Source organism: Salipiger mangrovisoli, assembly GCF_015223355.1.
GTDB lineage: Bacteria > Pseudomonadota > Alphaproteobacteria > Rhodobacterales > Rhodobacteraceae > Salipiger > Salipiger mangrovisoli.
This window is the reverse complement of record NZ_JADFFK010000006.1, coordinates 141,015-155,296: the sequence shown is the minus strand read 5'-3', so window position 1 is coordinate 155,296 and position 14,282 is coordinate 141,015. Positions and strand designations below refer to the sequence as shown.

Annotated in this window: 14 protein-coding genes; 6 read left to right on the top strand and 8 right to left on the bottom strand. The window is 64.9% G+C overall.

What is annotated here, in order from left to right:
• The first annotated feature begins 29 nt into the window (after positions 1-29).
• Positions 30-794 carry a response regulator transcription factor gene (locus IQ782_RS09800; RefSeq protein ID WP_194134453.1) on the top strand — a complete coding sequence of 255 codons (765 nt, stop codon included), beginning with the start codon at positions 30-32 and terminating at the stop codon, positions 792-794.
• On the opposite strand, the gene IQ782_RS09795 is transcribed toward IQ782_RS09800, so the two are convergent.
• The 4 genes from IQ782_RS09795 to IQ782_RS09780 all read right to left on the bottom strand — a co-directional run bounded on the left by IQ782_RS09795 (position 762) and on the right by IQ782_RS09780 (position 6,569).
• The gene (locus IQ782_RS09795) at positions 762-1,820 is read right to left on the bottom strand and encodes a flagellin (protein ID WP_194134452.1); all 1,059 of its coding nucleotides are present in this window, start codon (positions 1,818-1,820) and stop codon (positions 762-764) included. The two genes, IQ782_RS09800 and IQ782_RS09795, sit on opposite strands and share 33 nt — an antisense overlap.
• 14 nt (positions 1,821-1,834) lie before the next feature.
• Positions 1,835-3,247, bottom strand: a complete 1,413-nt coding sequence (flgK, locus tag IQ782_RS09790; protein WP_194134451.1) for a flagellar hook-associated protein FlgK — start codon at positions 3,245-3,247, stop codon at positions 1,835-1,837.
• Between the two features lie 48 nt (positions 3,248-3,295).
• A complete protein-coding gene (locus IQ782_RS09785) occupies positions 3,296-4,597 on the bottom strand; it encodes a flagellar hook protein FlgE (protein ID WP_194134450.1) in 1,302 nt (433 codons plus the stop codon).
• Between the two features lie 148 nt (positions 4,598-4,745).
• Positions 4,746-6,569 (bottom strand): hypothetical protein, encoded by a 1,824-nt coding sequence (locus tag IQ782_RS09780; RefSeq protein WP_194134449.1) that lies wholly within the window; start codon positions 6,567-6,569, stop codon positions 4,746-4,748.
• Positions 6,570-6,704: 135 nt separating this feature from the next.
• Between IQ782_RS09780 and flgF the strand changes: the two genes are divergently transcribed.
• The 5 genes from flgF (at position 6,705) to IQ782_RS09755 (ending at position 10,407) form a co-directional block, all read left to right on the top strand.
• Positions 6,705-7,451 (top strand): flagellar basal-body rod protein FlgF, encoded by a 747-nt coding sequence (gene flgF, locus IQ782_RS09775; RefSeq protein ID WP_194134448.1) that lies wholly within the window; start codon positions 6,705-6,707, stop codon positions 7,449-7,451.
• 13 nt (positions 7,452-7,464) lie between these two features.
• Positions 7,465-8,250, top strand: coding sequence for a flagellar basal-body rod protein FlgG (flgG, locus tag IQ782_RS09770; RefSeq protein ID WP_194134447.1), 786 nt, complete (start codon positions 7,465-7,467; stop codon positions 8,248-8,250).
• A gap of 4 nt (positions 8,251-8,254) precedes the next feature.
• Positions 8,255-8,914, top strand: coding sequence for a flagellar basal body P-ring formation chaperone FlgA (gene flgA / locus IQ782_RS09765; protein ID WP_194134446.1), 660 nt, complete (start codon positions 8,255-8,257; stop codon positions 8,912-8,914).
• Positions 8,911-9,675 carry a flagellar basal body L-ring protein FlgH gene (gene flgH, locus IQ782_RS09760; RefSeq protein WP_194134445.1) on the top strand — a complete coding sequence of 255 codons (765 nt, stop codon included), beginning with the start codon at positions 8,911-8,913 and terminating at the stop codon, positions 9,673-9,675. The genes flgA and flgH overlap by 4 nt, the downstream gene beginning before the upstream one ends.
• A gap of 84 nt (positions 9,676-9,759) precedes the next feature.
• Entirely contained in the window at positions 9,760-10,407 is a 648-nt protein-coding gene (locus IQ782_RS09755; RefSeq protein ID WP_194134444.1) for a hypothetical protein, read from the top strand.
• Positions 10,408-10,411: 4 nt separating this feature from the next.
• On the opposite strand, the gene IQ782_RS09750 is transcribed toward IQ782_RS09755, so the two are convergent.
• The 4 genes from IQ782_RS09750 to IQ782_RS09735 form a co-directional block, all read right to left on the bottom strand.
• A complete protein-coding gene (locus IQ782_RS09750; protein ID WP_194134443.1) occupies positions 10,412-11,086 on the bottom strand; it encodes a flagellar hook assembly protein FlgD in 675 nt (224 codons plus the stop codon).
• Between the two features lie 15 nt (positions 11,087-11,101).
• Positions 11,102-12,433 (bottom strand): flagellar hook-length control protein FliK, encoded by a 1,332-nt coding sequence (locus IQ782_RS09745; RefSeq protein WP_194134442.1) that lies wholly within the window; start codon positions 12,431-12,433, stop codon positions 11,102-11,104.
• Positions 12,430-13,179: a sigma-70 family RNA polymerase sigma factor gene (locus tag IQ782_RS09740; protein WP_194134441.1), complete on the bottom strand. Its 750-nt coding sequence runs from the start codon at positions 13,177-13,179 to the stop codon at positions 12,430-12,432. The genes IQ782_RS09745 and IQ782_RS09740 overlap by 4 nt, the downstream gene beginning before the upstream one ends.
• 76 nt (positions 13,180-13,255) lie before the next feature.
• Positions 13,256-14,035: a hypothetical protein gene (locus IQ782_RS09735; RefSeq protein ID WP_194134440.1), complete on the bottom strand. Its 780-nt coding sequence runs from the start codon at positions 14,033-14,035 to the stop codon at positions 13,256-13,258.
• Positions 14,036-14,282 lie beyond the last annotated feature (247 nt).

Below are 14,282 nucleotides of genomic sequence, written 5' to 3'. Positions count from 1 at the left end.
GAGTGTCGGTCGGCCTTCGGGAGAGCAGTTTGCATATCTATCTTTACGAGCCCCGTTCGAATGCCTTCAGCGGCCTGCTGTCCGAACTGGACGCGGCGCAGTGGCAGCCGGTCGCCGTCAGCGATGATTTCTTCGAGCGCGAGCTGGACCTTCTAAGCAGCGACGGCTACGCCGACCGCCCGGTCCTGCTCTCGGAGCAACCGCGCACACTTGAACACATTTTCCGCCTGCGGAAATCCGGCTGCCGGAACCCGATCCTGGTGCTGCGCGACCAGCGCGACCCCGAAGCCGCGATGGAAGCGCTCGACGCCGGTGCCGATGATGACATCGTCGGCCCGCTGACCGGGCCCGAGCTGCGCTCGCGGGTGAACGCCATCACGCGCCGGTTCCACGGCCATGCTGCCGGATCGGTTCGAATCGGGGATGTCACCGCCTATTTCGACGGGCGCGACCCGGACGTGGCGGGCACCCCGATGCGTTTGTCGCAGCGCGAGCTGGCAATCTTCCAGCAGATCGCGCTGGCAGCGCCGCGCGTGGTGTCGAAATCGGTGATCTATGACGCGGTCTACGGCATGGCCGAGGATCAGCCCTTCGACAAGGTGATCGACGTCTACATCTGCCGCATTCGCAAGAAGATCGAGGAAATGTCGCCGTCTGGCGACCCGCACATCCGAACCATCCGCGGGCGCGGCTACAAGTTGGCACCCGGCGCCGAGGCCGGCCGCGAGGCCGAGGCGCCGCGCCTCAGCCTCGCGAGTGCATCACATGTAGTTCAGAAAGCTCAGGTTGGATAGGCGCGCGCTGACCGTGTAGCTGGCTTCGAGCTGGGCTTGCAGCATGGTGACGTTGCTGGCCGCGTCATAGGCATCGACACCATCCAACTCCATGAGGCGGGTCTTGTAGAGCACCGCCCGATCCGCGATCTGCTCGTTCTGCGACTCGAGCCGCGCCGCCACGGTAGAGACCTGCGTTTCGGCATCGAGCAGCCCCGCGGTCCCCGCCGAGATCGCCGTGATCGCCTCGTTGACCCAGCTCGAATAAGCGGCGCTGTCCGAGATCGAGGCGGGATCGTAGGACGCGAGCATGACCAGGCCCTTGAGAACCTGCCGGAACGGCTCGGCGTCGGCCTGCACACCATAGGAAATGCTGACGCCGTCCCCCAGATTGGCGCGCGCAGGCGCGGTGCCGGTCGAGCCGTTGTAGAAAAGCGTCTGAAAGTTGGTGTCCGGATCGGTGGCGCTGTCGGAGAAGATCGCGTCGATCTCGGCCAGCACGCTGTCGACGTCGGCAACCGAATTCAATCCGCCGGACAGCAGGCCCCCGATGACCCCCTGCGGCGAGAGGCCGCTTCCGGCCTGCGTTTCGGACCAGCCCTGCAGCGCATTGGTGACATTCGACGTTCCGGCGAACAGCGCGCTGCCACCGTAAGCCTGGCCAGCCTGGCCGATGAACGCATCCAGCGCCGCCTTTGCGGCGATCTGCATGCCCGAAGACGCGTCGGTGGCCTGACCGGCATTGGACACCGCCACGTCGAGCACATCCTGGACCGACTCGCGCATCGCGCCCAGCGACTGGGTGATCATCTCGAGACGGGACAGCACGAGCTTGTTGGTCGTCGACTGCGCCTCGTCGCGATCCAGCGTGGCGTTGAGGCTGAGGGCCTCGGTCGCCCCGAGACCAATCGACTTGTAGACGTCGGCCTTATATCCGGTGGACAGCTCCTGCTCGGCCCGCGACAGGGCGCTGGCCGCTTCGGCGTTCTGGTTCCGGCGCAGCAGGCTCGAGTAGAGCGTCGATGGGCCTTTGCTTAGGTAGATCATGGCGGGCTCCGGGATCAGAAGGAGTCGAGCAGCGTGTCGAGCATGGACATGACCGTGGTCATCACCTGCGCATTTGCAGAATAGGCCTGTTCGATGGCGACGAGCTGTTGCAGCTCGTCATCGACATTCACGCCCATGAAGCCGAGCCGCGTCTCCTGCACCGTGAGTGCCGCGGCAGCAGAGGTCTCGGCGCCAGTTTCCGCGTTCGCGCGCGTGGTGTTCTGGCTGGCGATCAGGCTTGCCATGTAATCGGCCAGCGTCGCGCTGTCGGCGAGCCCCAGCCTGGCATCGAAGCTGGTCTTGCCCGCCATGGCGTCAACAAAGGCATTGAGCTGCGAGGCATCGTTGCTTTCGCCCTGCACGGTCGCCCCGACACCGTCGCGGAAGCGCCAGACCGCCCCGCCCTCGTCGGGCACGAGGGCGCTGTTCACGGCGATCCGCGCAGCAAGCCCGGCAGCCACGGGATCACTCAGCGCCGCGCCGGCGTCGGTGAACAGACCTGCCTCACCCGGTGCCAGCGACACATCGGACGTCTCGAAGACGCTGATCAACCCCTTGGCCACCTCGTCGAGCTGCGCGCTCATCTCGGGGATGACATCGTTGTAGAGCGTGATCTGCCCGGCGAGCGAGCCCTCGCCGATGCCACGGGCACCCGCGGCTCCCGGCGTGATGTCGACGGCTCCGGCGCTCAGAACACCCGTCTCCGCGTCAAAGCTGATGGTTTCGGCGGTTTCGCCAAGCAGCAGCGCCGTGCCGCCGGTGGTGAAAATCTCCATCCGCCCCTTCGCATCGGTGCGCATGGTGAAGTCCATTTTCTCGGCGAGGCTGTCGAGCTTGGCCGTGATCTCGTCGCCAAGCGCGAGCTTCTGGCCCTCGCTGAGCTTACCACTGGCGAGCTTCTCGTTCATCTTGGCGAGATCCGCGAGCGTCGTGTTGATGCTCGTGATGTCATTCTGCGCCGACGACAGCGCTTGCTCCCGTGCGTCGATGAGCGAGTTGGAGGCGAGGTTGAGCGACAGCGTCAGCTCCTGCGCATCGGTCAGCGCGGCGCGCTGCAACGAGCTGTCGGTCGGGCTCGCCGCCATCAGTCCCAGCGCGTTCTGGAAATCCGTGAGCTGGGTCAGCAGCGTCACGTCCGAGCCCGTATCGCCAAGCTGCGCGGTGTAGAGCGACAGGCCGGTGGCGATCGCATCCTGAGTTGCGGTGCGCGACACCTCGAGACGATACATGCTGTCGAGCGAGGTGTTCACCGCCTGGGTGATCTCGCTGATCGTAACGCCGCCAGAGTGTCCCGAAACGATCGTCGGATCGCGGCGCGCATAGGACGCATTGTTGGCGTTGGCGATGTTGTTCGAGGTCGTCTGCGCCCAGCGGGACGTGACGCTCAACCCGCTGCGTGCCGCGTTGAGGGCCGCGGAAAGGCTCATGGTGCGATCCTATCTGCCAAGTCTGTCACCCGGTGTCGCTGCCCGAGGTCAGCGCTTGAGATTGACGGTTTCGTTCAGCATCTCGTCGGCGGTCGTGATGATCTTCGCGTTCGACGAATAGGCGCGCTGACGCTGGATGAGGTTGGTGAGCTCCTGCGCGATATCGACGTTGGAGCCCTCGATGCCGCCCGAGGTCAGCGAGCCGGTCTCGCCGGTGCCTGGCGCGCCAAGGTAGAAGTCACCGGATTCATTCGACACCTGGAAGGTCGAGTTGTTGGAGGTGGCCAGCCCGTTGGCATTGGCGAAGGTCGCCAGCGGCACGGAATAGAGCACCTTGCGGGTGCCATTGTCGAAGACGCCCCAGACATCGCCGGACTCGTCGAACTCCACGCTGGTCAGCATGCCGCTTTCGCTGCCGTCCGCATCGACCTTCATCGGCGTGTAGTCCCCGGCGAACTGGGTCAGCCCGTCAAACGCCCCCGGCGCACCCAGCGAGATGGTCAGCGCCTGCGGCGTGGTGCCATTGTTGACCGTCAGGGTCATCTCGCCGGTCGCCGTATCGAAACCGAAGCCGGCGGGCGCGGTGGCCAGCGATGTCACATTGGAATAGCTCGCAGGCGATCCGGCATCGGCACCGCTGTTGTTGAAGGTGATCGTCACCGAGCCATAGTCACCATCGGGGCCCGAGATGGTGACATCCCAGGCGTCATCGGTCGTGGTGGGCTGGAACGACAGCGTCAGCCGCTCCGCCTCGCCGAGTGCGTTGTAGAACTCGACAGAGGTGGTGAAGGCATTGCCGGGTTCGGCGACGCCCGTTTCCTGCGACGGCAGCGTGCCGCTGATGCCGATCGCGCTGGTGGCCGAGCCGTTGATCGCCTGGCTGGCGACGTTGACCGGCACCAGGTCCGAGAAGCTCGAACGGTCCACCCCGCCGAGCTGGCCCGTGCCGTCATAGGCGAAGCCCATCAGGTACAGCCCCGCGCCATTGACCAGGTTGCCATTCTCGTCGGGCGCGAAGCTGCCGTCCCGCGTGAACATGTTGCCGCTGGTGTAGCCCGCGTTGATGTTCGAGTTCACCACGAAGAACCCGCTGCCGTTGATCGTCAGGTTCGAGGCGACCGAAGTCTCCTGGAAGGTCCCCTCTGAGGTGTTGGAATGGGTGATCGTGGTCGCGACACCTGCCGAGGTGCTGCCCGTGGCCGCGGTCGAACCCGAGGTGATCATCTGCGCGAAGCTGCGGCGATACCCGATGGTATCCGCATTCGCGATGTTGTTTGAAATGCGTTCAACCGCATTGGAGTTCGCCGTGAGGCCGCTGACCCCGGCCGCCATCGCGCTGGAAATGCTCATGTCCGTCTCGCCCTATTGGTCGCAGTTGAACCGCAGTTGACTGATCACTTAGGCAAACCAGGTTTCACCATGGTTAAATTTGCCTTTACTTGTATTAATTTCGGCGCCGCGCGACTGAATCATGCCTGATCTTGGCACCTAGCACCGCTCAGTTCAGGCGCTCCACCTCGGGAAGGCTGTCGAGGGTTTCCTGGGCCTTGTCGATCCGCGCCCGCGCGGTTTCTTCGCGCAGCGGCAACAAGGCAGGGGCTTCCCGCGTCAGCCCGCGCGCGATCTCAGCCCAGCCCGGCAGCTCGGTCAGGCTCGGGAATTGCCCGGCCAGGTCCGCCGCGCGCGCGCTGTCGCCACTGCGATGCGCCGAGAGCAGGTAGCGAATGGCGTCCGGCAAGGGCATCTCGTTGCCCTCACGCGCGTAGAGCCGCGCATAAGAGGCCTTGGCCGCCGGCCATTCGCCACGCTCGAACCGCGCCAAGGCGCGCAGGCGCAGCAGCTGCGTCGTCGCTTCGCCGTCCGGCGTGTCCTGCCCGTCAGCGAGCACCTCCACGGTTTGGCCGGTCTCATCGAAATAGCGCGCCGAAACCAGGTCGAAGCGGCGCTTCAACACCGGGTCCGTCAGGGCAATCGGCTGCAACAGCAACGCTCCCAGGGCCTCGAACTGACCGCCCGCCAGCAGGGTCTCGGCCTCTTTCACCTTGAGACGCGCCAATTGGCCCTCTTCTGCGGTGGTGATGCCCAGATCCTGCGCCGCCGTAAGGTAATCGTGAGTGGTGGCATATTCTTCGGCGGCAACCTTGGTTGCACCCGCCTTGCGGAAGGTGTCTGCAAACAACTCCGAGGCCAGCGCGAAACTCTGCGTGAAGCGGAAATAGCGCGCGATGCGCTCGTGATCCGCCATGAAACGGCCCAGCGGGATCTCACCCTCGGCGCCCCTGCGGTAGATGTCCTCGATCAGCGCCCGCGCCTTCTGCTGCGCGGCGGTCGCTGACGTGGTGCCCGCCAGCCGCGCGATCAGCAAGCCGTAGGTTTCGATCGCGTCCGTCTTGCGCCCCGAGATCACCTGCAGCGAGGCAAGCTGATCCATCACCGCGCCCGAAGACTCGTCGCCGCGCCACATCTCCGCCTCCAGCTTCAGCAGGCGGATCGCGTCTGGGGTTGAGAGGGCATCGCGCGTAAGGCCCAGCGTGACCAACGCCCGGCGCGCCCGGTGCGCCCAGATATCGCGGCCAGTGATCGCATGCATGTAGCTGTCGAAGGCGGCCAACGGCTCGTCAACCGTCTCGGCCACCTGCCCGAGCAGGTAGTAATATGCCGTGCCGTCTCTCAACTCGGCGTACCCCTCGAACGAGACAGCAATATCTCGCGCAAGGTACCACTGCCCGGTTTCGATCGCGCATTGCAGAAGGCCGGGAAGCACCTGCGCCCGCACCGGCGCCGGGAAGCGCGCGAGGCGCGCTGTCGCCTGTTCGAGCAGGGGCCGGGCATCCACGCAGTTTCCGTCGCGAATGTGCGAGAGTGCAAGAAACAGCGGCTGATCGGGCCAGGCAGAATGCGGAGGATCGAGCAGGGCTTCGGCGCGGGGCGTCAATGGCCGCCCGCGCGTATCGATCAGCCCGAGCGCCAGTTCGAAAGCCCGCGCGCGCAACAGATGGGCGGGCGGCACCGCCTCACCCGCCACGCCACCCAGCACGGAAAGCCCCTCGGGCGCCATGGCATGCGCGAAGAAGAACTCGGCCAGATCGGTCAAGGCCCGCGCCTGATCGGGCTGCCGGTCGCCGGCGGCGATCACCGCCTCCATCAACCGCGCCCGTTCCTCGATGAAGGGCTCCTCGGCCCGCTGCCCGAGGTAGAGCGCCGGCGGATCGATCACGCGGGGCTCGGAGATCGCCGCCGGGGTGACCTGCGCAAAATGCTGCGGACCGGCGCGCTCCGCCAAGGCCGGGCAGGCGCAGAGGAACAGCGCCAAGACCGCCACACGTTTCCCTGCGATTGCACAAGAATAGACCACCGCTTATGCCCGCTTCATCATCATTATGCTTGCGTTATCTTAGCAAAACACGCATCATCATCAAGAAAAGAATGATCGAGCAAATATTAATAGGCCGTTTGCATGGATAATTCTATCTACGTCGCGCTTTCCCGGCTGACCGCTCTTGAGCGGCAGATCGACGTGACCTCGAACAACATTGCCAATGCGAACTCCACCGGCTTCAAGGCCGAGCGGGTGCTGTTCGAGACCTACCTGCAAAAAGACGACGCCGCGCTTGCGGGTGAAGGCACCAACTACGTGCTCGATCGCGGCTCCTATGTCGACAACAGCTCGGGCGCGATCATGCCGACCGGCAATGCGCTGGACCTCGCCCTCAGCGGCGATGGCTGGTTCGGCTATCAGACGTCAGATGGCAGAACCGCATTCGGTCGCGATGGCGGGTTCGTTCTCGATGCCGAGGGGCGGGTGATCACCGCGAGCGGCGCGCAGCTGCTTGACGCGGGCGGCGCGCCGATGGTGCTGCCGCCAGATCAGGCCTCGACCGTCAGCATCTCGAACGACGGGGTGATAACCTCTGCCGACGGCGCGGTGCTGGGCCAGGTCGGCGTCTTCACCCTGCCCGACCGCCAGAGTCTCGGACGCTCGGGCGGCGGCATGTTCATGCCCCAAGATGGGAATGCCCGGCTGATCCCGGACGAGTCGACCACCCAGGTCATCCAGGGCGCCGTCGAGATGAGCAATGTGCAGGCGGTGACCGAGGTCACGCGGCTGATCGAGATCCAGCAGGCCTATCAGCAGTCGCTGAACCTGGTGCAATCGGATGACGATCTGAAAAAGGACATGCTGAGCCGGATCCGGAACAGCTGAGGAAGGGACGACCATGAAGGCACTCGGAATCGCCGCTACCGGCATGATGGCGCAGCAGACCAACGTCGACGTCATCTCCAACAACATCGCGAACGCCAACACCACGGGCTTCAAGGCCTCGCGGGCGAGCTTCACCGACCTGATCTACGAGAACATCACCCGCGAGGGCGCGGTGACCGCCGAAGAAGGCAACACCCGTCCGACCGGCCTCGACATCGGCCTCGGCGTGCGCACCGCTGGCACCGTGCGGCTGAACACCCAGGGCGGGCTGGCGCAGACCGAGAACCAGCTCGACATGGCGATCGACGGACGTGGATATTTCACCGTCAACATGCCCGACGGCACCCAGGCCTTCACCCGTGACGGCTCGTTCCGCCTGTCGGCCGAGGGGCAGATCGTCAACGAGCAGGGCTTCGAGATCGATCCGGGCATCGTATTGCCGGACGACACCGTGTCGGTCTCGATCAGCGAGACCGGCATCGTCAGCGCCTATGTCGGCAACGACACGACCCCGGTCGAGGTCGGCCAGCTGACCCTGACCACCTTCGTCAACGATGCCGGCATGCGCCCGATGGGAAACAACCTGTTGCAGGCCACCGTGGCCTCGGGTGACCCGATCCCGGCCACCCCCGGTGACGAGGGCGTCGGCATCCTGCGCCAGGGATACCTGGAAAGCTCCAACGTCGATATCATCCGCCAGATCACCGACCTGATCCAGGCGCAGCGCGCCTACGAGATGAACTCGAAGGCGATCGAAACCGCTGACCAGATGATGTCGGCCGCCAACCAAATCCGCTGACGTCATGTCCCGTTTCGCCTGCCTTCTCGCCCTGTTGACCCTGGCGCCGCTTGTCGCGATGGCAGAGTCTCCGGATGTGCTCATCGAAGAGCAGGCGCGTATGAACTGGGGCGCGGCACTGCCGTCCGAAGCCAATCTGCGCGTCCGCTTCAAGGGCACGCAGATCGAAGATGCCGAAACCATCTCGGCCTTCTGGATGGACCGCGACAGCGGCCAGTTCCTGGCCAATGCGCTGACCGAAGAGGGGGTGACCCACCGGCTTCAGGGCTTCGTCATCGCAACACAGACGCTGCCGGTCCCCACCCGGCGATTGATGCCCGGCGAGGTGATCGGCGCAACCGACATCAAGACCGTCGAGATGCCACTCAGCCGCGTCGGTGCCTTCACCATCGTCGACGAGGCAAAGCTCGACGGCATGCAGGTGCGGCGGATGCTGGCACAGGGCCGCCCGGTGATGACCCAGTCTGTGATGCAGCCGCTGGTGATCGGCCGCGGCGACAAGGTGAACATTCTTTACGACGATGGCCGGCTTGTGGTGACCGCTCCCGGCCGCGCGCTCACCGATGCCCACCGCGGGCAGGACGTGCGCATCGTCAATCTCGTCAGCAATACCCCCCTCGTCGCGGTTGCGCGCGGAGAGGGCCTCGTAGAGGTGATCCGATGACCCCGCTCCGTCATGGCCTGATGGCCGCCTCCGCGCTGGCCCTGCTGGCTGGCTGCAATTCTCCCGCCTTCGACCGCGACCCCGAGGTCAGCCGTGTCGGGCTCGATCCGCAGACGCTCGCCGAGGCGCGCAGCGTGAACATTCCCATGCCGCCGCCCAAGCCCGACCGCATCCCCTATCGCGCCGAGGGTGCGTCGCTCTGGGAACGCGGCTCTTCGGGGTTCTTCGGCGACCAGAGGGCGACGCAGATCGGCGACATCCTGACCATCCTGGTCGAGATCGACGACACCGCCTCGCTCAGCAATGAATCCGACCGCAGCCGCAGCGGCAACTCGACGCTCGGCTTCCCCTCCTTCTTCGGCTACGGCACCCAGATCGACAAGATCCTGCCCGGTGTCGGCCCCGAGGACCTGCCATCGGGCGACAACATCGTCGACATCACCTCGAAGACCGGCGCCTCTGGCTCGGGCTCGATCGACCGCGAGGAGATGATCTCGTTGCGCATGGCCGCCCTGGTGGTCCAGGAACTTCCGAATGGCAATTTCGTCGTCGCCGGTCGCCAGGAGGTGAAGGTGAACGAGGAACTGCGTGAACTGCGCGTCACCGGCATCATCCGGCCGCAGGACATCGACCGCAGCAACGCCATTCCCTACGACAAGATCGCGGAGGCGCGCATCTCCTATGGCGGCCGCGGATCGGTCAGCCGACAGCAGACACGGGGATACGGCGAAGATGTCATGGACGTTATTCTGCCTTATTGACCCGAATAACGCCGTGATTTGACGAAAAAATAGCCCGAATCGCGCGTCATTACGGACCCTGACAGAGAAACTGCGGGATTCGTTATGAAGAAATCATACATCGCCCTGGCCGCGCTGCCCCTGATCTTCGGGGCCGTCGGCTATGGTGCCGGGCATGTCCTGGCCCCCGCTGCGCAGAATTTGGAAGAGCAAACGGCAGAAGCCGGGCCTTCCGAAGCGGAGCAGATCCTTGACGATCTTGCCACGCATGGCCCAAAGCATACCACCGCTCCACAAGCGGACGGCGACACCGGGCGTCCGCAGCACCTCGACCAGGCCCAGACGTCGGCAGGACCTGAAGCCGAAACCGAAATCGCCCATAAGCCCGCCGCTGCGCAGGGGATGCTGACCAAGGATCGCGCGACCGATTCCAGCATCGTGTCACTGGGCAAGATCTCGGTGCCGGTCTATCGCGCCGACAGCATCACCTACGTGGTTTCGGAAGTCGGCGTGGCGATGCGCGACATCAACACCGCGGTGAACTTCAACATCCCCGAGAATGCCTCGCGCCTGCGCGATGCCATCCTGACCTCGATGCATCGCGCCGCCGATGGCCGGTCGATGAAAGGCGTGAGCATCGACACCGGCAAGCTCTCGCAGGAGCTGTCCGAGGACCTGAAAAAAGACTTCGGAGACGATGTCTCCGAAGTCCTGTTCCTGTCGCTGGTGAAGGCCGACGTGCCGCGCACCTGAGCGCTTAGATGATCTCTTCGACGAGACCGGCAAGCACGGTCTCGCCATTCTCCAGGTGGAGCGTGGCGAGACCGTTTTCATATGTCATGCTCTGAACTTTCAGCGGCGCGTAGGTCTGCGAGGCAATCGTGCTGCCCTCGGCATCGAGCGCCGTCAGCGCCATGGTGTAGCCGCCTGCCGGCAGCGGCAGGCCTTCGTAGTCCAGCCCATCCCAGCCCACGGCGTGCCGCGCCCCAGCGGTGGTATCCAGACCGCCATATGTGCGCAGCACGGTGCCGTCCTCGGCCGTGACGGTCAGGGTCACGCTGTCCGCCTCGGCAGCGAGATAGTAGGACATCTCGGCCGACCCGCCATCCTCGGCCAGCACGACCTCATCCGTGGCGGTCACCACCGAACGCCCGATCAGCGACAGGCCGGTGATCGCCCCCATCGAGGCCAGCTGGTCCGAAATGCCTTCGAGGTTGGCGTTCGTCGCCACCGACTGCTCCACCTGGCTCAGCTGAGCGAGCTGGGAGATGAAGGTGGTACTGTCCATCGGCTCGAGCGGGTTCTGGTTCTGGATCTGCGCCGTCAGCAGCGTGATGAAGCTTTCGTAGTCCTCCGACAGCTGGCTCATCGAGCTGCTGGACGAACTGGGCGTCGTGCTGACGCTGGTGGTCCCAAAGGGATCGATGGCCATTGTGTTCTGTTCCCGTCAAATCCTGAGGTCGACGCTGCCCACGGGCAGCGCGAGCGATTGAGTCGTTGCGCCGCTCTCGGCGCGCGCGGCCTCGGCACTGGCGGTCCCATAGGTTGTGAAACCGCCTGAACGCGCACCGTCCTGCCCTTGCCCGCGCCCCTGGGCACCGCCTTGAGCGTCCATGTCGGCGAAGCTGAGTGCGCCGTCCTCGACCGCATGCCCGGCGTCGCGAAGCAGGGCCATGAGCCCGTCGCGATCGGCGCGCAGGGCGCTCAGCACAGCGGCCTGATCGGCGCGCACGACCACCTGCATCCTGCCCGCCTCGTCCGGCGTCAGGGAAATCTCGACCTTGCCCAATCCCTCGGGCTTCAGTTCGACATTGATCTTGCCTTCGGCGCTTGAGCTGGCGCGAATTTGGCCCAGCACGTCCTGCCCCTGCGCCGCCACCTGCGGCGCAGCACCGGCAAGCTGCGAGGCCGCCATCGCGCTGGCCGCGAGCGGCGTTGCCGACACCGGACCAAGCGGCGCAGCCTGCACCTGAAGCGGCCCCGGCGGCGGGAGTTGGTCTGCGCCGTGCGCCGCCGTAGGTGGCGCGGCCAGGGCGAAGCCCGCGACCGGGCGGGCCTCGGCGCGCGGGAGCGCGGCGCGCGCATCGCCCTCGTCCTCCGCGGTTCCCGGGAATGCGCCCTCTCCCTCTGTGAGCGCACTCCGGCCGAGGCCATCCGACGCAAACTCGGGCAGCTCAGGCTGCTGGTCGCCAGGCGCGACCTCGACCACTTGTGATGTGTCTCGCAGAGGCAGGCTCAGCAGTTGTCCCAGCCCCGAGGGGACCGGAACAAAGGTCGGTGCCACCTCTTCCGCGGTCACAAGCGCCAGCTGCATTAGGGCGGCCAGCGCCGCCTCGTCCCCCGGTTCCTCTTCCGCGCCCGAAAGCTCGGCCTGAAGATCGGCCAGTCCCTTCGACAGATCGCGCCAGGAGAGCTCCTCGGCCTCTGGCCCCGCCTCCACCAGCGTTTCGGAAAGCTTGGCGACCAATGCCTTGGCCTTGTCCAGCAGCACCGGATCGGCGGCAAGCGCCGTGCCGATCTGCTCGATCACCGGGGCGAGGACTGCGGCGATTTCCTCCTCGGAAAGATCGGGATCCGCGAGCGCCGCGCCCGCCTGCGCAAGCAGGTCGGAAACGCCGTCGCCGGTCTCTTCCACGCTGTCAGTGCCAGCATCCTTTCCGCCGCCAAGCAAGGCGAGAAGCCCGGCAAAGGGCGTCTCTCCCTCGGCCGGCTTCTCGGTTCCCTTCGCTTCTGCTTGGCTGGCATTCGGTGCGCCAAGCGCGGTCAGCAAATTGATCATGTCAGCACCGCCCGAGAGAACCCCTTGTCGATCAGATTGCGCCGAAGCCGCAGCATGGCGCGCTTCTCAACCTGGCGCAGGCGGTCCTGCGACACGCCGAGATCGCGTGCGATGCTGCCGAAGGGCTCGGGGTCGGGCTGCAGGCGTCGCCGACGGATCACCTCGGCTTCTTCCGGGGTCATCGGCTCGAGCGCCTCCGCCAGCAGCCGGGTCAGCATCGCCCGCTCGCTTTCCAGCGTCACAAGCTCTTCGGGGCCGGGTTCGCCCGAGACGAGGATATCGCGCGGACGCCCGTCCTCATCATCTTCACCCCCGTCGAGCGCGATGATCCCGTGGGTCGCCATGCGGATGCGCGCGCGCTCTTCCTCGGACAGCTTGCCTGTCTGCGCGTCAAGATAGGTGCGCGCAGGAATGTCGATCACCGCCTTGATCCGCGCCAGCGCGCCGGAAATCCCGTTCATCACCCACCATGCGGCATAGGTCGAGAAGCGCACCTCCTGCTGCCGATCGAAGCAGTCGGCGGCCTTGATGAGCCCGAGGAAGCCTTCCGCCGCCAAATCCTCGAGGTGCACCGGGTTGTCGGTGAACCGCGCCGCCTGCGACCACGCCTGCCGTGCGTGCGACCGCAGCAACAATTCGAGGGCCTTGCGGTCCCCGCTATCCTGCCAGCTGCAAATGGCCCTGCGCTCCTGCTCTATGTCGAGGAACGGCTCGCGCATCGCTGCCTGGTACGTCATGGACATCATGAAGAAACGCCCAACTCATTCTTGCCTGCAAGAATAAGTAAACACAATTCTTTGATATCAGGAAGAATATAATGATTTACTGAAGGTTAAATCGAGCAGCAAAACTCGCCTTTAGCGGCATATACTCGCGCTCTGGCGCGCCCATGACCGCACGCAGCATGGTCTCTGTGCGGCTGACCCAGTCGCTCAGGCGAAGCGGTGTATCGGAGACGCTGAGCAGATCCTCTGGAACCAGCAGCGGATCGGGCGAGGAGAACCCCGGATCAAGGTCCGCGAGATACACCGCCAGCTGCCGCTGCCAAAGGAAATCAGACCGCGAGAAGAGCATGGGATCGGGCAAAAGCGGCCTGCGCTCGGCCAGCCAGTGGCGCGACAGGCTCCGCCCGAGACCGCGGCAGAAGCCCTGCGGCTCAACTTCATGTCCTTCACGACCAAGTGCGGCGGCTCGGCGCATCGCCGCATGCGCCATGATGTAGAGCGCGTCGGTCTCATGCTCCATCGGCACACCGCCAAGGCTCTGTGCCAGCAGCAGCGCTTCGGCAACGGTTTCACCCAGGAGCTGCGAAAACGAGACGCCCGATACAGGCAGCATCACCACCATCGTGCCATAAGGCAGATCGAGCGGCAGCTCTTCGACGAGCACGTCGCCGAGTGGCAATGCAGGGGCCAATTCCAGCTCGTCGGCCATGACAAGCGGATGCCTGCAGTCGCCGCGAGCCATCAGGGTCTCTGCCTGTACCGGCAGGATCGCCGTCAGCGCCATTTGAAACCTGACCCCGAATTCCACTTCCGGAAGAGCCACGCCCTCCCGCCAGATTAAACGCAGAATGTCCCCGCTACGCATCCGTTTACCCATGCCCCAAGTGAGTCTTTCCCCGGGTACACAGTAGGTTTTGAGCGGATCCTCGCAAACCCACCAAATGTAAATCGACCTCCTAGATATTGAGGTCTTGATCTTTCTGGATGCTAGATGAAGGAGTGCGAGTCGCGCAGTGAAATCCCTGTGTTTGCAAGGATTTTCACATCGAGCATTCCTGCTTCCATCGCAGAGATCGCCACCCACACCCTCTGAGTTTCCTTAACATTCCGCAAATTACGTGTGG